The 18,689-nt window shown below is 68.5% G+C and carries 14 protein-coding genes; 5 read left to right on the top strand and 9 right to left on the bottom strand.

The genetic code is table 11. The features are described 5' to 3' along the window. Window positions 1-26: 26 nt before the first annotated feature. On the bottom strand, window positions 27-1,145 hold the full coding sequence (locus tag ACQPW1_RS47280; protein ID WP_433660450.1) for a DUF3068 domain-containing protein: 1,119 nt from the start codon (window positions 1,143-1,145) through the stop codon (window positions 27-29). Between the two features lie 346 nt (window positions 1,146-1,491). On the opposite strand from ACQPW1_RS47280, the gene ACQPW1_RS47275 reads away from it, so the two are divergent. Beyond that, a complete protein-coding gene (locus ACQPW1_RS47275) occupies window positions 1,492-2,610 on the top strand; it encodes an acyltransferase family protein (protein ID WP_433665549.1) in 1,119 nt (372 codons plus the stop codon). A 9-nt stretch (window positions 2,611-2,619) separates the two neighbouring features. Here ACQPW1_RS47275 and ACQPW1_RS47270 read toward each other — a convergent pair whose 3' ends face one another. The 5 genes from ACQPW1_RS47270 to ACQPW1_RS47250 form a co-directional block, all read right to left on the bottom strand. Next, window positions 2,620-3,120 carry a DinB family protein gene (locus tag ACQPW1_RS47270; RefSeq protein WP_433660449.1) on the bottom strand — a complete coding sequence of 167 codons (501 nt, stop codon included), beginning with the start codon at window positions 3,118-3,120 and terminating at the stop codon, window positions 2,620-2,622. A gap of 14 nt (window positions 3,121-3,134) precedes the next feature. After that, window positions 3,135-7,505 carry an alpha-(1->3)-arabinofuranosyltransferase gene (locus ACQPW1_RS47265; RefSeq protein WP_433665548.1) on the bottom strand — a complete coding sequence of 1,457 codons (4,371 nt, stop codon included), beginning with the start codon at window positions 7,503-7,505 and terminating at the stop codon, window positions 3,135-3,137. 1 nt (window position 7,506) lies between these two features. Further along, on the bottom strand, window positions 7,507-7,677 hold the full coding sequence (locus ACQPW1_RS47260; RefSeq protein WP_433660448.1) for a DUF2613 domain-containing protein: 171 nt from the start codon (window positions 7,675-7,677) through the stop codon (window positions 7,507-7,509). Window positions 7,678-7,854: 177 nt separating this feature from the next. Beyond that, entirely contained in the window at window positions 7,855-8,946 is a 1,092-nt protein-coding gene (locus ACQPW1_RS47255) for an isochorismate synthase (RefSeq protein ID WP_433660447.1), read from the bottom strand. 82 nt (window positions 8,947-9,028) lie between these two features. Further along, complete coding sequence (locus ACQPW1_RS47250) at window positions 9,029-9,517, bottom strand: universal stress protein (RefSeq protein ID WP_433660446.1); 489 nt, start codon at window positions 9,515-9,517, stop codon at window positions 9,029-9,031. A 202-nt stretch (window positions 9,518-9,719) separates the two neighbouring features. Between ACQPW1_RS47250 and ACQPW1_RS47245 the strand changes: the two genes are divergently transcribed. The 3 genes from ACQPW1_RS47245 to ACQPW1_RS47235 all read left to right on the top strand — a co-directional run bounded on the left by ACQPW1_RS47245 (window position 9,720) and on the right by ACQPW1_RS47235 (window position 12,869). Continuing rightward, on the top strand, window positions 9,720-10,883 hold the full coding sequence (locus ACQPW1_RS47245) for a glycoside hydrolase family 3 N-terminal domain-containing protein (RefSeq protein WP_433660445.1): 1,164 nt from the start codon (window positions 9,720-9,722) through the stop codon (window positions 10,881-10,883). Between the two features lie 88 nt (window positions 10,884-10,971). Further along, window positions 10,972-11,571 (top strand): TetR/AcrR family transcriptional regulator, encoded by a 600-nt coding sequence (locus ACQPW1_RS47240; RefSeq protein WP_396998249.1) that lies wholly within the window; start codon window positions 10,972-10,974, stop codon window positions 11,569-11,571. Between the two features lie 143 nt (window positions 11,572-11,714). Next, window positions 11,715-12,869, top strand: coding sequence for a DUF5685 family protein (locus ACQPW1_RS47235; RefSeq protein ID WP_433660444.1), 1,155 nt, complete (start codon window positions 11,715-11,717; stop codon window positions 12,867-12,869). Between the two features lie 52 nt (window positions 12,870-12,921). On the opposite strand, the gene ACQPW1_RS47230 is transcribed toward ACQPW1_RS47235, so the two are convergent. Together ACQPW1_RS47230 and ACQPW1_RS47225 are read right to left on the bottom strand one after the other, a co-directional pair. Continuing rightward, window positions 12,922-13,791, bottom strand: a complete 870-nt coding sequence (locus tag ACQPW1_RS47230) for a MaoC family dehydratase (protein ID WP_433660443.1) — start codon at window positions 13,789-13,791, stop codon at window positions 12,922-12,924. Beyond that, entirely contained in the window at window positions 13,788-15,146 is a 1,359-nt protein-coding gene (locus ACQPW1_RS47225; RefSeq protein ID WP_433660442.1) for a 3-oxoacyl-ACP reductase, read from the bottom strand. The genes ACQPW1_RS47230 and ACQPW1_RS47225 overlap by 4 nt, the downstream gene beginning before the upstream one ends. A 288-nt stretch (window positions 15,147-15,434) precedes the next feature. On the opposite strand from ACQPW1_RS47225, the gene ACQPW1_RS47220 reads away from it, so the two are divergent. Beyond that, entirely contained in the window at window positions 15,435-16,757 is a 1,323-nt protein-coding gene (locus ACQPW1_RS47220) for an acetyl-CoA C-acetyltransferase (protein ID WP_433660441.1), read from the top strand. Between the two features lie 57 nt (window positions 16,758-16,814). Here ACQPW1_RS47220 and ACQPW1_RS47215 read toward each other — a convergent pair whose 3' ends face one another. Beyond that, window positions 16,815-18,569, bottom strand: coding sequence for an SDR family oxidoreductase (locus tag ACQPW1_RS47215; RefSeq protein WP_433660440.1), 1,755 nt, complete (start codon window positions 18,567-18,569; stop codon window positions 16,815-16,817). Between the last annotated feature and the right edge of the window lie 120 nt (window positions 18,570-18,689).

Here is an 18,689-nt window from a genome sequence, read left to right as displayed (position 1 = left end):
GGGCCGAACTCGTCAGCTAGCCGAAGCTACTTGGTGATCTTGATCTGCTCGGTCGGCGGATCATTGTCCGTACGCCGCGAACCACCCTGGCTCAGCGGTCCACCGCCACGCGCCGGAGCCGGCGTCGAACCGCCACCGCGAATGCCGAGGATCGCACCGACGATCAGCGCGATGACACCGAGGACACCGAGCACGATCGGCATGATCCGCCCGTACAGCGACAGCTTGTCGATGTTCTCCTTGGCCACCGAGATCTGCGACTCGACGGTGTTCTCGTCGAACACGATGTGCGACTTCAGTGCGGTGACCTCGGGCTTGGCATCGCGGCCGTAGTACAGGTGGATCTGCTCGCCACCCTTGATCACGGTGCCGGTCTTCGGCTCGACCCACAGGTCACGGGTGTTGGTGTACCAGCGCGCCATGGTGACGTCGCCGTCGCCGGGCACGCCCCACTTCGCGGCGGGGAAGGTCAGCTTGTTGGTCGGCGCCTTCACCACGTCGTACAGGTTGGTCGCCGGGATCGACTGCTGGAAGTGGTAGACCTTCATGTTGTTGATCTCGGACTCCTCGACGAAGTTGACGTCGAAGGTCTTGCGTGCGTTGAGATCGAAGTACGGGTAGGCCTTCTTCTCGGTGCCGATCGGGAAGCGGTACTGCAGGCCGGTGTGCTGCACCGGATCCGCGACCGTCTTCATTTCCTTGTCCACGGTGACCGCGATGGAGCCGTTCGGATCCTTCGCGACCGGCTCACCGGTCTTCCGGTCGATGGTGACCCGGTCGATGGTGGCGGTGAGCAGGCCGGTGTCGCCCTGCTTGTCGATACGGCGCAGCGTCTGCCCCGCCTGCACGGTCATCTCGTCGGCGTCGGAGGGCTCCTCGACGGTGAGGAAGCGCTGCGAGACCAACGGCACGTTCGAGTCGATCTTCGCGGCACCCTCCGGCGCGCTCAGTGACTTGGAGTCCAGCACCAGGCTGTCCTCGCCGGGCACATTGGTCGCGATGGTGGTGATCTCGAGATCGAGGGGAGTCTTCGCCAGTTTGCCGACGGTGTAGGTCGGGATCAGCAGCGCGGCGACAATCAGCAACGCGCCGAGACCCACGAGCAGGCAGGCCACCGTCCTTCTGGTTCCGGCACTCAGTGCCATGCAAACTCTCCTCGTCGTAGAACAGGGTCGTTCCGGCGAGTACGGCGGGCCGCCCGCGGCACTCGTGAGCCCCGACACTAACAGTCCGGTGTCGTACCATGCGGTGCCGAGGCCGGAAACGGCCGAGAAATCGCCCGAGTTTAGCGCGGAATGTGAAACGTCGAGTTATCACCTAAGAATTGGCAAGGCAGACTGGAGCCGATGAGTGAAAGCATCGCGTAGCGATTCGATGAGGGGTGGCGGCCGGGTGGCGGGTGGGCCCGCAATCCAGCCGATCGCCACCGCTGCCGTCGCCCCGGCGACCGAATCGGTGCCGACCCGTGCCTTCCTGCCCGCGCTCGAAGGCATGCGTGGAATGGCCGCGCTCGGTGTGCTGTTGACGCACGTCGCGTTCCAGACCGGAGCCGCCGGGATGCCGGTGCTCGGGCGGGTGTGGGGTCGGTTCGACATGGCGGTCGCGGTGTTCTTCGCGCTCTCCGGGTTCCTGCTCTGGCGTCCGCATGCCGCCGCGGCGCGCGGCCTGGGTAGTGCGCCGTCGCTCGGTTACTACCTGCGGCATCGCGCCGCGCGCATCCTGCCCGCGTATTGGGCGGTGGTGTGCGTAGTTCTGGTGCTGCTGCCGAGCGCGGCGGGCACGGCGGGGTTGCGGGTGTGGGTATCGAATCTGGCGCTGCTGCAAGTGTTCGTGCCGCTGACGCTGACCGATGGGCTCACCCAGATGTGGAGCCTCTCGGTCGAGGTGGCCTTCTATCTGGTGTTGCCATTGCTGGCGTTCGCGGCGATGTGGTTGCGCGGGAGCGCCGCTCGATGGCGGGTGCCGGTGCTGCTCGGCCTGGCCGCGGTGTGCCTGAGTTGGAACTTCATTCCGGTGCCGACACCCGACGCGATCCATTCCGACAATTGGCTGCCCGGATATCTGCCGTGGTTCGCGATGGGAATGGTGCTCGCCGAACTATCTTTCGGTAGCGAACGGCTATCACGCTGGCGCGGGCTGGTCGGGAATCAATGGTTGATGTGGACCATCGCACTGGTGGCGTTCCTGGTCTCGGCCACCGATATCGGCGGACCCGGCGGACTGACGCACGCCGAACCGTGGCAGTACGCGGCGAAAGTGGGGCTCGGCGCGATCATCGGCTTCGCGCTGCTCGCGCCGCTGGTGCTCGGTGATACCGACCGACCGCATCGGTGGCTGCAGTCGCGGGTGGCCGCGACCATCGGGCGCTGGTCCTACGGCATCTTCCTCTGGCATCTCGCGGTGCTGTGGGTGGTGTTCCCGGTGTTCGGCATCGTGCCGTTCAACGGGAACTTCGGGTACGTCGTCGTCCTCACGATCGTGCTGACCCTGCCCGTCGCCGCCGCCAGTTACGCGTTGATCGAGGAACCGATGCGGCAGTGGGCGCGCGGCCGGGACCGGGTCAAGCCGGTGCGGGAAGTAGAAGAGGAAGACCGCCTCGCAGCTCCGTGATCGAGCGGGTCAGGTATCCAGCTGCCGATGCATATCGAGCAGGTGGTGGCGGAGTTCGTGCAGGGTGTGCACCGCGAGCCAGCGCAGCGAAACCTCTTGTGGGTCGGGGTAACTGAAGATCAGGGTCCGTTCCCAGTCGTCGTCGCCCAGTCGTTCGAGCACATTGGCGAACAGCAGCGCCGCGTCCCGGAGTTGGCGGCCGACATCCGAAGGCTTCTGGTCCGCGTAGCCGTCGTGCTCGACCCGCTCGTCGCGGCCCATCGGCGTGGTGTCCGGGGTGTCCATGCGCCGGGCGGCCAGCGCGCGCTCGCGTTGCATGAACAGCACATCCCGCATGTGGCAGGCGTATTCGAGCGGTGACCAGGTGTCGGCGTCCGGTCGCTGCCGTAGTTTCGGCGAGTCGGTGAGGAGCAGGTCCGCATATTCCACCGCGTGCTCTCTGGCCAAGGGCGCGACAACCGTCGCGCGGGTCAGGTCGTAGACGAAACCGCATTCGGCACAGGTGTTCACGCGGCATCACATTATCAACGAGGTCCGTTGCGGCGCAGCCCGAATGGTCGACCCGCTGGCAGTGCCGCGACGCCGACCGCGATCACCGCGAGCAGAGCGGGGAGTTGCGCCCACAGTGATCCGCCCATGTATCCGCCCGGAGCTCGCCACGGGCCGGTCGACAGGGCGGCCGCCGACAGCGCTGTGCCGACACCCGCCACGATGACCAGTGCCCTCGGCATGACCTTGGGGAAGAATCGGGCGGCGGCAAGTGTGCCTGCGGTGACAACGGTTCCGACCGGACCGGCGATCAGCGTCGCCGCCGCCGTGAGACCGATCGCGCCGAGCCAGCGGGAACCCCAGGTTCGTGGGGCGGAATCCGGCTCGGCAGCAACGGCATTCGCTTCGGCCTGCGCCACAGGGGCTTGGTCAGGCGTGGTATCCGACTCAGCGGCAATCGGTTTCGCGGTGCGCCCGCGACGCGGAATGGCCAGCGCGATCAGCGGGAGGAGTAGGAGGAGGCCGCCGAAGATGCCGAGTCGGTACCAGCGGTCGTCGGGGAACGACACGGTGACGGGGCCGGTCGCATCGGGCGGGAGCAGCCAGGCTTGCTGCCAGCCGTCGATGACCACGGGCTCGAGCGTGCGTCCGTCGGAAGTCGTTGCGTGCCAGCCGACATTCGTGCTCAGCGGCAGCACGAGCACGCGGGTTCCGGCAGCCGACCCGGTCGGTACTGCGGGACCGGTGCGGTCCAGGCGGAGCCGGTCGACGAAGAACAGATCCGTCGGCCCGACGGTGACGTCGGCCCTGCCTTGGGACAGTGCGAGCGCGCCGGAATCGGGTTGGAGCGTCGCGTCATCCGTGCAGAGGTGCGCGGGAACCGGCGCGCCGGAACGTAGCTGGTCTGCCGTGGCGGTGACGGTGGTGCGCCGGAGTTGTCCGTCGATATTGATGGTGGGGCCGATCTCGCACGGGACGGTGATCTCCCGGTCGAGCGCCGCGGGGGCCGGGTAGTCCGGCCCGAGCACCGACACCTCGGCCAGGCCCGGCGGCTGCGACTGCACGAAGCCGAGCGCCGTCATGTCCAGCACCGGTTTCCAGCTCTGGATGCTGAGCTCGATGCGATCGGTCACGGAGGGGTGCAACGAAATTCGAGTCGGCCCGCCGGGCTCGCTCTTGTCCAGCTCGTGCACCTGCGGGCCGTCACCGAGATTGACCGCCACGGAGGTGGGTGCGGCGGGCAGGCCACCGAGCGACGGGGTCAACTCCAGCCCGGTCACCAGCGCGGGCTCGGGCAGCTCGATCGTGAGGGTCGGTTTGGCGCCGGTCAGCACCCGCATCGAGTCCTCCGGTGCGGTCCAGCTGGTGCGCGGATCGCCGTCGGTCGCGGCGAACGCGGCGCCGCGCAGGTCACCGACGTCGGCCTTGCCCCTGGCGACCGGACGCTCGCGGTCGGTGAGCAACGCCTCCAGCGCCGGGCCCTGCCTGGTCCGGACGGTCAGCTCGGGCGTGACGGACATGGGTTCGGGCACCGACAATGTGCGCTGGAAGGTGCCGGGCTCCTCGGGCGCCAAGCCGAGGGCCTTGCTGCAGCGCACCCGTTTCGGCGAATCGAAACACGCACTGCGGCCGGGGAATTCCTGTCCGAGATCCCACGCCTCGAGCTGCGCACCCGCAGCGGTCGGCGGCAGCACGGTCCGATGCCGGATGTCGACGCGGACCGGCTGTTCCCGGTCGGAGTAGTCGTCCAGCGTGAGCTCGCTGATGCCGAACTGCCCACCGCTCTTGCCGGTTTCGGTGCGGATCGCGGTGATGGTGACCCACTGGGTCTTGCCCGCGGGCAGCGAAACCGACACCGGTGTACCGGGTTCGGGGATGCGGGTCGTCACGGTGCCGTTGGCGGTGCGCACCTCCACCCACTTCACCGGGTCGCCGATGGCGGCCGCGCTGGTGCTGAAGGTCAGTTGCCCGACCCGGACCGGCTGCGCCAGGTCGAGTCGAAGCCATTGTCCGAGTGCGTGTTCGGAGCCGTTGCTGATCCACGACGTCGCCGGATCGCCGTCGACGACGGCCGCGGTGGAGCTACCCGGCGCGGCACCGCCCAGCTGGGTGGCATCGGCGGCGGAGCTGGACGCGGTGATCGTCGCACCGGACCATTCGCCGCGCACCAGCTCGGCGCCGGGCACCGGGTAGTCGGGCACCAGGTTGTGCGTGCGGCGGGCGTCGTCGGGGGCGCGGACGGCGGAGTTGTGGTTGTCGACGCGACCGAAGTCGGACTCCCGATCCATCGGGGTGTCGGTGACGGTCAGCGGTCCGCTCGGCAGTCCGGCGCGGGTCGCGTCGGCGGCGAGCATGGCCGGGACGTCGGTGGTGCCCGGATCGCGATGCAGTCGTTCGAGCACTTCGGGCCCGCCCTGCACCACGGGTACCGAGCCGAGCGGGACCGTGTACGCGCCCGGGAACGACTGCGGCGCTCCGGTTCCGCTGCGCACCTCGGTCGGTGTGCCCGGCGTCGGCGTCTGTACCCGGTAGATCTCGACCGCCGGGTACGGGGGCCGCAGATCGCCGTCGGCCACCAGATCCTCGGCGATGACCTTGGATTCGATCGGATCGCCGAACTCCGCCACCTTCGCCAGGCCCGGCGAGCCGTCGATCGCGCTGTGCGCCAACATCGGCCGGGTCGACCGCGACGTCTCCGGATCGAGATCGTTGCGCAACACCAGAATTCCGATGCCCTGACCGGCCAGCGTCGCCGCCAGCCCGGCCGACGGCCTGCCGTCGGCGATCAGCCGCTGCACCGAGTCCATCGCGCGGATGGTGCCCGGCGGGTTCAGTGGCACCGCGTCGCGGATCGCCCACGGCGTGTTCGCCAGCGCCTGCAACGGCTCGTCGCGGGTCAGTCCCCACACCTGACTGCCGAACGGTGCGCCGGGGACGACCAGCGCGCGGGTGTCGGAAGCGTTGCGGTGCAACCAGTCCGCGGTCTGCTGCCAATACGCGGGCACCGTGTCGTAGGCGCCGCGCGGGGCCAGCTTGCCGGTCCAGGCCAGCGAGGTGGACAGGGCGAGCGCGGTCAGGATCAGCGCGGCCACCGCGACGGAACGATCCCGCTCCGGATGCGCGAACGCGCTGCGCCACACCGGCATCGGCACCGAGGCGGGCAGCGGCACCCGAGCCAGCAGCTGAGCGAGGCCGAGCACCAACGGAAGTCGGATCAGCGGCTCCAGCTTGTGCACATTGCGCAGCGGTGCGCCGCCGGAATCCAGGAACAGCCGCACCGACTCCGCGAACGGTCCACCCAGCTCACCGGCGTATCCGGCGCAGATGCCGAGCAGCCCGACACACAGGATCAGCGTCAGCCGTCCCCGATATGGCATGGACCGCATTGCCAACCCCGCCATGCCCGCCGCCGCGAGCAGTCCGGTGGCGAGTACCGCCGCGGGCTGGGTCACCAGCACCGCGCCCGCGATGCGCTCCGGCGAGACGAATGGGGTCCAGCTGTCGGTGCCGCGCAGCACCTCGGCGAGCGAGGCCCATTGCGTTGTCACACCGGATGATTCGATGTAGTCCAGGAACGGCGGACTGACCTTGCCGAGCAGCAGCAGCGGCACCGCCCACCAGAAGGTGGCGAGCACCAGCAACGGAACCCAGGCCCTGGTGAACCGCCACCACTCCCGATTCGGGCGATACGACGCCCACCACAGCAGCGCGGGCAAGAACGCCGCGACCGTCGCCACGGCATTGACCGACCCCATCAGCGCGAGTGCCAGCGCGCTTCCGGCCGCCGATTCGGCCCCGCCGCGCCGCTCACGTCCCGAACGCGGTTGGCCGGAGTCGGTATCGACGGTTCGCCGCCGGTTTCGATAGCCGATGCCCAGCGCCGCCGGTGCCAGCAGAACCCACGGTGCCAGCATCATCGGCAGCGTTTCCGAGGAGATCGAGCCGAGCGTGGTGAGCACGCGGGGGGACAGCGCGAACGTGGCCGCCGCGATGATGCGGGAGCCCCGGGTGCCTATACCGAGGGTCTCGCAGAGCCGGATGATGCCCCAGAAACCGGCGAGCAGGAGCAGCGCCCACCAGATTCGTTGGGTGGCCCAGGCGGGCAGGCCGAGTACGTGGCCGAGGGAGAAGAATGCGCCGTGCGGGAAGAAGTAGCCGTAGGCCTGGTTCTGCACCTGGCCCATCGGGGCCTGGCTGCTCCACAGATGGCTGGCGCGCTCGAGGAAACCGAGCGGGTTCTGTGCCAGGTCGTATTTGGTGTCGGCGACTGTGCGCCCGGGCGCCTGCAGGAAGGTCAGCAGGAACGCCGCGAGCACCGTTGCGGCGAACCAGCGTCTACCCAGCGGGGCAGTAGCGTGCCGCCGCGCCGCCGGATCGAGCGAGTCGGCAGGTGGAGCGGGGGTCAGCTCAGCGACTGCCGTACTCGACGTTGTTCAGCAACGAGGAGTCCTTGTCGCCGCTGCGGTCGATCTCCGGACGCGAGTTCTGCTGCACCGCCACCGTGACGAGAAGCACCGCGATCACACCGAGTACGGCGCCGCCGACAGCACTCACAACACCAGGAACAGCAAACTTCATTGCGGCACTCCAATACATCGATGCAGGCACATTCCCGGTCAACCTAGCAGCCCGCTCCGGTATCCGGTGCGTTCAGCCCGCCGATTCTCGGCAGGTAACACGGCTGGGTCGGCGATCACAGCGCATCGACGGCGCTATCAGCCGCCGATGCGGACGGCAAACGTCGAGCGCGCCGGATCAGTGTTCGGGGATGGCGCAGTGCAGGCCGCCGAGCAGGGTGCGTAGCTTGGCGGTGGTCTCGTCGAGCTCGGCTCTGGGGTCCGAGGCGGCGACGATGCCGCCGCCCGCGTAGGCGTGCACGGTGCGTCCGTCGGCCGACAGCTCCGCGCTGCGAATGGCGACCACCCACGCGCCGTCGCCGTTCGCGTCGCACCAGCCGACTGCGCCGCCATAGAAGCCGCGGTCTTCCTCTACATCGGCGATCGTGTCGAGTGCCAGGTCGGTCGGAGTGCCGCAGACGGCGGGGGTCGGATGCAGCAGCAGCGCTAGGTCGAGGGCGGTGGTCGAGGTGTCGCGCAGTCGCCCGGTGATCGGGGTGGCGAGGTGCCAGACCTCGTGTGTGTTGATCAGTTCGGGACCGTCGGGGATGGACAGTTCTGCGCAGACCGGGCCGAGCTTGTCCCGAATCCAGTCGATGACGAAGGCGTGCTCGTCGCGATTCTTGGTGCTGGCCAGCAGTTCTCGGGCCTGGGCCGCATCGGCGTCCGGATCGGCGCGGCGCGGCGCGGTGCCCGCCAGCGGGCGCAGCGTGACCGTATCGCCGTGCCGGGCGATGAGTACCTCGGGTGTGGCGCCGACCAGTGTCGCGCCGGTGCGTCCGGCCGGGGTCAGGTCGACCGCGAACACATTCGCGTGCGGGTGGCGCGTCAGCAGATGGGCCGCGACGAGCTCAGGGTCCAATGCGTCGGCCGCCTCCGCGACCACCGACCGGGCCGCGACCACCTTGCGCAGCGGCTGCGCCGGATCGTTCAGCTGCTCGACGAGTTTGGTCACCCGCGCGATATGTTCAGCGGCACTGGGTATTTCGGTGACGAACTGCACGGCGGGCAGGTCGGGCAGCGCGGCGGGCCGCCACGGCCCCGCGGTGTGCGCTACCCGCTCGGGCACGCTCAACGCGGCCGGTCTACGCGGATCGAACGGCAGCGCACCGACGATCATCTCCGCGCCGTCCCGCAGGGCGGCCACCGCCCGATCAGCCTTATCGAAGGCGACCCGGCTACCGAACGCCCGAACCACCCCGTCCGGCTGGGCAAGCAGGAATCCATCCATAGTCTCTCGACCTTAACCCCGTACCCACCCACCGAGACCCACCCGTGAGCGCCCTCACGGCGGTGTGCCACTCACGCTCCGGCTAACCGGTTTTGGCGGCGGGCTCCTTGCCGGGCGGGACCATGAGGACCGGGCGGTGGCAGTGTTTGAGGACCGCGTCGGCGACGCTGCTGTGCATGAGGGCGCGGATGCCGGTGGCGCCTCGGGTGCCCGCGACGATGATGTCGACGTCCAGGTCGTCGGCGCATTCGACGATGGCGTTCCAGATGGTCGTCGTGCATTCGGCGGTGCGTGCCTCGGCGTTGAGCCCGGCGAGTTTGGCCAGCCGGACGCCCTCGGTGTTGGTGGTGCGGGCGTCGACGTAGGCGACGTCCTCGATTTCGTCGTCGGGCACCCACTCCGGCTGCATCACCCCGGACAACCCGGACAGGCGAGCGGCTTGGCGCACCATCGGCTCCCACGCCGTCAGCACGATGGCTCGGTCCGCGCTGAGGAACCGCCCGGCGTATTCGATGGCCCGCTTGGCGTTCTCGGACCCGTCGTAGGCAATGAGCATTAGATCGCAGGGCACGATGACCTCCTGGTGGGAGACTCACGGCTATTGAATAAGGCTACCTTGGCCGGGCCGGTCCCACCTGCTGGCGCGCGGAATCGATCTCGCCTCCAGACATCCGATTCGGATAACCAGGCGCGACCGCCGCACGTAGCGCGGATACGCGAGGCCGCCTACCCACCGGTGCCGCGACGTGGCGTGATCAGTACGGTTGACCCCCATGCGGAAGACGCCCCTGCTCATGCTCGCCGTGCTGGCCGCCGTCGCGACCGCCTGCTCGAGCGGTGGTGGTGGCGACTCCGCGCCGTCGCGGGCGGCGCTGCCCGAGTCGACGTCCGTATCACCCACGCAGGCAACAACATCCGCGAAACCGGATTGCACGACCGGCTACCTCGCGCAGTTCACCCTGCGGCAGAAGCTGGCGCAGCTGTTGACCGTCGGCATCACGGGTTACGCCGACGCCGCGAACGTGGTGCGCACCGAACAGGTCGGCGGCATCTTCGTCGGCAGTTGGACCGATCTCTCGCTGCTGACCACCGGTCAGCTCGACCAGGTCAAGCAGTCGGCCAAGGTGCCGCTCATGGTGACCATCGATGAGGAAGGCGGCCGCGTCTCCCGGGTGGGCGGACTGATCGGTGAAGCGCCATCGGCCAGGGAGACGGCGCACAGCATCTCCGCCGAGAAGTTCCACGATGACACGCTGATAAGGGGCCGCGCGCTGAAGGACCTCGGCGTGACGGTGGACTTCGCGCCGGACAGCGATGTGAGCAGCCAGCCCGACGATTCCGTCATCGGCGACCGTTCCTTCTCTTCCGATCCCGCAAAGGTCACCGAGTACGCCGGCGCCTATATCCGGGCCATGCGTGAGGTCGGCGTCGGCACCGTGCTGAAGCACTTCCCCGGCCACGGCTCCGGCTCGGGCGATTCGCATCGCGGCGCGGTTCGCACGCCGCCGCTGGCGGAGCTGCAGACCGTCGACCTGGTCCCGTTCCGCAACCTGATCAACTCCGGCGCGGGCGTGATGGTCGGCCACCTCGACGTCCCCGGCCTCACCACCCCTGACGTGCCCGCGAGCATCAGTCCGCAGGTCATGGCGCTGCTGCGTGGGGGAAGCGGTTACGGTGCCGCGCCGTTCGAGGGCCCGATCTTCACCGACGACCTCAGCGGCATGGCCGCGATCACCAACCGTTTATCCATCGCGGACGCGGTGGAGGCCGCGCTGGTCGCCGGCGCCGACAACGCGCTGTGGATCAGCACCGGCGCGGTATCGAGCGTGCTCGATCAGCTGGAGCAGGCGGTGGCTGCGGGCCGCCTGCCCGCCGCCCAGGTCGATGCGTCGGTGCTGCGGATGGCCACCTTCAAGGGCGCGCTTCCGCGCTGCTGAGGCACTGTTTCCGCGCTTGGTGGGCAAATCCGACCCGCGGAACTTACCTTGGAGTAATATATGAGCTTCAGCATTGGTAGGAGAGTGGATGGCGGGCGGAACGAAGCGACTTCCTCGGGCGGTTCGTGAGCAGCAGATGCTCGATGCCGCCGTCGAGGTGTTCTCGCGGAAAGGCTTCCACGATACATCGATGGATGCCATTGCCGCCGAGGCGAAGATATCGAAGCCGATGCTGTATCTGTACTACGGCTCCAAAGACGAGTTGTTCCGTGCCTGCATCCAGCGCGAGGGGCTGCGCTTCATCGAATCGGTGGTGCCCGCGGGCAATCCGCAGCTGTCGCCGCACGAACAGGTGCGGGTCGCGCTGGAGGGTTTCCTCGGGTTCGTCGACCGCAACCGCCGCTCCTGGCAGGTGCTCTACCGGCAGGCCATCGGCCAGCAAGCGTTCGCGTCCGAGATCGAGAACGCCCGCGAGCGCGTCATCGAACTGACCGCCAAGCTGCTGGAATCCAGCGCCAAGCACCCCGAACCGGGCACCAACTTCGACGTCGTCGCGGTCGCCGTGATCGGCGCGGGCGAGGCCATCGCGGACCGGGTGGCCAGCGGCCGCATCGAGGTCTCCGAGGCCGTCGACCTGCTCGACGATCTCGCCTGGCGCGGTCTCGCGGGGCGCAAGAAAGCGGAGTAGGCGGCCGGTCCGCCGCTGTCCGGGGGTGCTCGGCCCGTAGCGGTTGCCGCGCGGTTAACGGCCTGCCAGAGTGCGGAGATCACCAAGCACAGACCGGCTCCAACCAGAATGAGCCGGGGAGAACGGGGCGGAATTTGTTCGGGTTGCTCAGGCCGTGTTCGCACGGCGCGGCGAAGTACGGCATCGATGCGGCCGAGTGGCGCACGCATATGTGCGGGTTGTGTTTGGGGCTACGGGACGGGCACGGCCAATTGGCCCGTGCGACAACGAATGTCGACGCGATCGTGTTGAGCATGCTCACCGAGGTGCAGTCCGCGGGTGCGGCCGAGCGCACCACGGCGGGGCGGTGTGCGCTACGGGGGATGCAGCGCGCGTCGGTCGCGTCCGCGAATTCGCCCGGTGTGCGGCTGGCCGCGACCGCGTCACTCTTGCTGGCGTCGGCCAAGGTTCGCGACCACGTGGACGACGGTGATGCCTCGGTCCTGGCGCGTACGCCGATGGCGAAGGCCGCGAGTCGGTGGGCCGGGCAGGCGCAGGTGAGCGCGCAGCGGATCGGCCTGGATGTGGAACCTCTTGTTGCCGCACTGAATATGCAGACGCAGTTGGAGCAGGCCGCAGGCGACGGCACGGATGCGCTGGCAAGATTGACCGCGCCGACCCAGCTCTGCGCTTCGGAGTTCTTCGCGCACACAGCGGTTTTGGCCGATCGTCCGGATAACGTCGACGCATTGCGCACTGCGGGTTGGCAATTCGGCCGGATCGCGCATCTCGCCGATGCCGTGCAGGACTACGAGGCCGACCTCGCGCGCGGCCGCTTCAATCCGCTCGCCGCCACCGGAACCACCATGCCGCAGGCGTACGACTTACTGCGGGAATCGGATTCACGACTGCGCGAAGCGGTCGCACAGGCCGAGCTGGACGCGGTCCCCACCGTCCGCTGGATGCTGCTCGATCCGCTGGCGTCCGTGCTCCGCCGACTCGGCCAGGGCATCGGCACCGTGGTCGGCCACACCTGCGCGGTATCCCACGACCACACCGACGTCCGAATGGACTCGCGCCGTACCGGTCACCGTCGCCCCGGCGTCGGCGAATCCCTCATCCTCATCGTCGGCGCGTACTGCACCGGCTATGCCTGCTGCGCCGATCACACCCAGCCGTGCACCGGTGAACGCAAGGACGCGTGGTACAAGAACTGCGACGGCATGGGCTGTGACGGCGCCTGCGGCGGAGATGGTAGCTGCTGCGGCGGAGATTGTGGCTGCTGCGACTGCTGCGGTTGCTGCGACTGCAGCTGCTGAAACGACAAGAGCCGCACCCTGATCGGGGTGCGGCTCCTGTTCGTTCAGTGCGTCAGCGCAGTGTCGCGGTGAGGTGCGGGAACCCCTTCTTCGGGTTCAGCACGGCCAGATCCCAGCCGCCCTCGACCTGATCCGCGTACACGTTCACTGTCGACGGCAGGAAGATCGGCTTGCCGAACTTCACCGAGTAGGTGGCCTTGCCCGGCACCCGGCCCTCGATCGTGCCGAGGATGTGCGCGGCCGACCACATGCCGTGCGCGATCGGCTTCGGAAATCCGAGAGCCTTGGCGCCCAACGTCGAGATGTGGATCGGGTTGTGATCGCCCGAGGCGGCGGCGTACTGGTTGATCGTCTTCTGATCGATCCGCCAGGTGCGCAGCGGCGGCGGCGCGGCCTCTTCCGGCTTGGGCTCCGGCTTCGGCCCGCCCGACAGCGAGGTGCGCTGCTGGTGCAGGAAGGTGGTGACCTGTCGCCAGACCAGCTCCCGGCCGACGCTGATCTCGGTGATCGCGTCGACCAGCAGCCCCTTCGGGTGCTCGCGCAGATTCTCGATGTGCGCCTTGATATCCAGCGGCTCGCTCACCGAGATGTCGCGGGTCCGCTCGATCACGTTCTCCGCGTGCACCGCACCGACCGCGACGAACGGAAAGTCACGCTGCACAACGAGTTGCATGACGATCGGGAAGGTGAGGATGAACGGGTAGGTCAGCGGCAGCGAATCGCCGAATCGCAGCCCGGTGGCCCGGCAGTAGGCGGCCAGATGATCCGGATCCACCTGCAGCCCGTCCAGCTGGATCACCCGATCCGGCAGCGTCGACTTACGCGCCGAAACCAGCGGCAGCGGAACCGCGCCCAGCGCGGCCTTCAGGTACAGCGGGCCGTTCTTCGGTGTCTCTTTCAGCGAGATCACTTGCGTCATCATGCTCCGATCAGGCTCTGCCCGCAGACGCGAACGATGTTGCCGGTCACCGCGTTCGACGCCGGGCTGGCGAAGAAGGCGATGGTCTCGGCGACGTCGACGGTCTGCCCGCCCTGCAGCAGCGAGCTCATCAGCCGGCCCGCCTCGCGGGTGGTCAGCGGGATGGCCGCGGTCATCGCGGTCTCGATGAAGCCGGGCGCCACCGCGTTGATGGTGATGCCCTTCTCCGCCAGCTTCGGCGCCTCGGCGTTGACCATGCCGATGACACCAGCCTTGGAGGCGCCGTAGTTGGTCTGGCCGCGGTTGCCCGCGATGCCCGCGATGGAGGACACGTCGATCACCCGGCCGCCCTCCTTCAGCGCGCCACGGGCCACCAGGCCCTCGGTGATCCGGTGCGGCGCGGCGAGATTCACGTTCAGCACCGAGTTCCAGCGGCCGTCGTCCATGTTGGCGAGCAGCTTGTCCCGGGTGATGCCGGCGTTGTGCACGACGATGTCGATGCCGCCGAAGCGCTCGGTGGCGAACTCGGCCAGCTTCTCCGCGGCGTCGGGCGCGGTCACGTCCAGCGCGAGCGCGGTGCCGCCGACCTTGTTCGCGGTCTGCGACAGCGCCTCGCCCGCGGCCGGGATATCGGCGACGATCACCTTGGCGCCGTCCCGCGCGAACACCTCGGCGATGGTCGCGCCGATGCCGCGCGCGGCACCGGTGACCACGGCGACCTTGCCCTCGAGCGGGCGGTCCCAGCTGGCCGGCGCGGTGGCGTCGTCCTTGCCGACCCGGATGACCTGGCCGTCGACGAACGCCGACTTGGCCGAGAGCAGGAAGCGCAGCGTCGACTCCAGGCCGGTCGCGCCGGTCGAGGCCTCCGGGTGCAGGTAGATCAGCTGTGCGGTGGCGCCGCGCAGCAGCTCCTTGGCGACCGAGCGGGTGAAGCCCTCGAGCGCGCGCTGTGCGATCTGCTCGTCCACCGACGCGGTCAGCTCGGGCGTCGTACCGATCACCACGATGCGGCCGGACGCGGCGATGCTGCGCATGGCGGGCTGGAAGAACTCGTAGAGCTGCGACAGATCCTCGATCGAACCGATGCCGGTCGCGTCGAACACCAGCGCGCCGAACTTGGTTCCCGCGCTTGCCGAATCGGCGAAGATGTAGTCCGGCAGCAGGGTGCGCAGCGGCTCGGCGACCCGGCCCTTGCCGCCGAGCAGCACGGGCCCGGGCAGCGGCGGCTCGCCCTGCTTGTAGCGGCGCAGGTTCTCCGGCTGCGGCAGCCCGAGCTTGCTCGCCAGGAACTGACCCGGGGAGGAGTGTACGAACGATCCGTAGAGGTTGGGAGCACCCTTGCTCTTGCTGGCTGCCACTGTTCCTACCTTTTCTGTGTTGGATTTTGCGGCGCTCACTGTCCCTGCCGTGTGGTTACGCAAGCTACCGCCTCCGGGACTGTCGCTCACGCCGCGATGCTGTTCTCGGGTCTGCTGGTTCCCCCGGCATTTGGTCTGCTCACGCACATTTGCGGGGGTACGGTGTCGACAACAAACTTACTCCAGAGTAAGTTTAATGTAAACCAACCGCGACGGGGCGCCGATCAGTGGAGACTTCCACGCTGGCTCCGGAGCGCCGAACATCCCCAACGAGACCTGGAGACTCGAGTGACAACCAAATCCCGTTCGGCGAAGAGCACCGCCAAGACCGGTAAGACCACCCGCCCGGTCGCGATCGTGGGCGGCAACCGGATTCCGTTCGCTCGCTCCGACAAGGCGTACGCGCACGCGTCCAACCAGGACATGTTCACCGCCGCGCTGGACGGCCTGGTCAGCCGCTTCGGTCTGCAGGGCGAGCGGCTCGGCATGGTGGTCGGCGGCGCCGTGCTCAAGCGGGTCGGCGAGCACGGCATGATCCGGGAGAGCGTGCTCGGCAGCAAGCTCAGCCCGTACACCCCGGCCCACGATCTGCAGCTGGCCTGCGGCACCGGCCTCCAGGCCATCGTCACCGTCGGCGACGGAATTGCCCAGGGCCGCTTCGACGCCGGTATCGGCGGCGGCACCGACACCACCTCCGACGCCCCGATCGGCGTCAGCGAGGGCATGCGCGAGTGGATGCTCGCTGCGAACCGCGCCAAGTCCAACAAGGACCGGCTCAAGCTGGTCGGCCAGCTGCGCCCGAGCATGCTCGGCATCGAGATCCCGCGCAACGCCGAGCCGCGCACCGGGCTGTCCATGGGTGAGCACGCCGCGATCACCGCCAAGGAATTCGGCGTGCCGCGCGAGGCGCAGGACGAGCTGGCCTACCTGTCGCACAAGAACATGGCCGCCGCCTACGACCGCGGCTTCTTCGACGACCTGATCACCCCGTTCCTCGGGCTGACCCGCGACGACAACCTGCGTCCCGGCTCCACCGTGGAGAAGCTGGCCACCCTCAAGCCGGTGTTCGGCGTCAAGGCGGGCGACGCCACCATGACCGCCGGCAACTCCACCCCGCTGACCGACGGCGCCTCCGCGGTGCTGCTGTCCAGCGAGGAATGGGCCACCGAGCGCAACCTGCCGGTGCTGGCCAACCTGGTCGACAGCGAGGTCGCGTCGGTCGACTACATCCACGGCCCGGACGGCCTGCTGATGGCGCCGACCTACGCGGTGCCGCGGATGCTGGCCCGAAACGGCCTGACCCTGCAGGACTTCGACTACTACGAGATCCACGAGGCGTTCGCCTCCGTGGTGCTCGCCACGCTGTCCGCGTGGGAGTCCGACGCCTACTGCAAGGAGCGGCTGGGCCTCGACGGTGCGCTCGGCTCGATCGACCGCAGCAAGCTCAACGTCAACGGCTCCTCGCTGGCGGCGGGCCACCCCTTCGCCGCGACCGGCGGACGCATCGTCGCCTCGACCGCGAAGCTGCTGGCGGAGAAGGGATCCGGCCGCGCGCTGATCTCCATCTGTGCCGCGGGCGGACAGGGCGTCGTCGCGATCATCGAGCGCTAAGAGGCTCGAAACAGCTGACAGAAGGCGGCATCCGGTTCCGGATGCCACCTTCTTTCGTCAACGCACCAAACTGCCTCGGGCAGCGGCGAATCGGACGACGCTCGGTGCGAATCGGCCGAAGACATATTGCAACCTGGCTTCCGGCGTCACCGGGACGACGTCCTTGTTCTTCTGCACGGCCCGCACGATCTGCTCGGCAACCTTCTCCGGGCCGTATCCGCGCAGGCGGTAGAGCCGGTCGTAGAGCTGCTGCCTGCGCTGCTCCTCCTCGGCCGAGACGCCGGACATGCGCGTGGTCGCCACGATGTTGGTGTGCACGATGCCGGGGCAGATGGTGCTGACACCGATTCCGCTGCTTGCCAATTCGGCACGCAGGCAGTCGGAGAACATGAACACGGCGGCCTTGCTGGTGGAGTACGCGGTGAACGCCTGCTGCGGGGTGTAGGCCGCCATGCTGGACAGGTTGACGATGTGTCCGCCCAGCCCGCGCTCGGCCATCGCACCGGCGAAAGCCCGGCAGCCGTTGACGACTCCGTTCAGGTTGACCGCGAGCACCCGGTCGAAGTCCTCAGCCGGGGTGTCCAGGAACCGTCCGGCCTGGCCGATGCCCGCGTTGTTGATCAGCACGTCGGGCACGCCGTGTTCGCGGATCACGCCGTCGGCATGTTTGCGCATCGCCGATTCGTCGGACACATCCAACTCGTAGGCGTGGCCCTTGCCGCCCGCCTGGGCGATCGATGCCACGGTCGCCTCGGCCGCGACGCCGTTGACGTCGGACACCACGATCTCCGAACCCGCGCGCGCGAACGCCAGCGCGGTCGCCCGCCCGATGCCGCTGCCGCCGCCGGTGATCACGACGAGCTGATCCTCGAACGGCTTGCGCGACACACCCATTCGCGACCGGCGCAAGGCCCGGGCCGGTGGCGTACCCGTCACGGCGTCGATCAGTTCGACGGTGGCCGAGGCGAGCAGCTGTGGATGCGAGAACGGCAGCCAGTGCCCGCCTTTCACCACGCGCAGCCAGACCTGGTCGGCCCACTTATCCTCGTCGGCGTAACTCGATTGCCGCACTGCGGGATCGCGGGTGCCGATGATGATCTGGGTTGGCACCGTGGTGAATTGGTCGCGCGCCCGCAGCGGATTTGCGGCCCAGGTCGACCGGTAGATGCGCAGCCCGTTCGCCATGTCCTGCTTGAACGTCGGCGCGAGGTGGATCTGCTCCGGCGGCGCGCCCTCGGCAGCGGAAAGCCCGGAGCGCCAGAGTTGTTCGCTCATCCCGACTTTGATCGCGGCCTTCGGCAGGCCGGGCAGCGCGAGGAACGTCGAGTAGGCGAACGAACCGAGCTGGGCCAGCGGCAACGCGATATTGCGCGGCGTCGGCCGGGCCAGCCGGGCGCGTGCCCACTTGCTCACGTGCGCGATGCTCGGCCCGGAGACCGAGGTGAACGACGCGATCAGGCGCTCGGCCTCAGGGCTGCAGACGATTTCCCAGGTGGCGATGCTGCCCCAGTCGTGTGCGAGCACGTGTGCGGGTTCGCCGTTGCCGAGCGCCTCGATCACCGCGACATAGTCGGCGGCCAGTGTCGTGGTCGAAATGGCCGAGTTGCCAGGTGGATTGGTCGAGGCGCCGTGCCCACGGTTGTCCACGCTCAGTACCCGGAACCGTTCGGTCAGCTCCGGAACGACGTTGTCCCACAGGTGATGCGAGTCCGGCCAGCCGTGCAGCAGCAGGACCGTCGGTCCGTCCGGATTGCCTTGCTCGTAGACGGCGATGTCGACCTCGCCATTGCGGACCACATGCTTGTCGGCCATGGATTCACCCCACTATCCGGGCCGCGGCGGTCGCGGTCCGTGGACGTAGCTTCCGACCCATTCTGTCTGAGACGGTGAGATTCGGGTAGCCCCCGTCATCTCGATGCGCCGTTCGCGCCG

It is taken from the genome of Nocardia sp. CA-128927, assembly GCF_050955855.1.
GTDB lineage: Bacteria > Actinomycetota > Actinomycetes > Mycobacteriales > Mycobacteriaceae > Nocardia.
The sequence above is the reverse complement of the archived record's forward strand: the minus strand, read 5'-3'. Positions and strand labels throughout refer to the sequence as shown.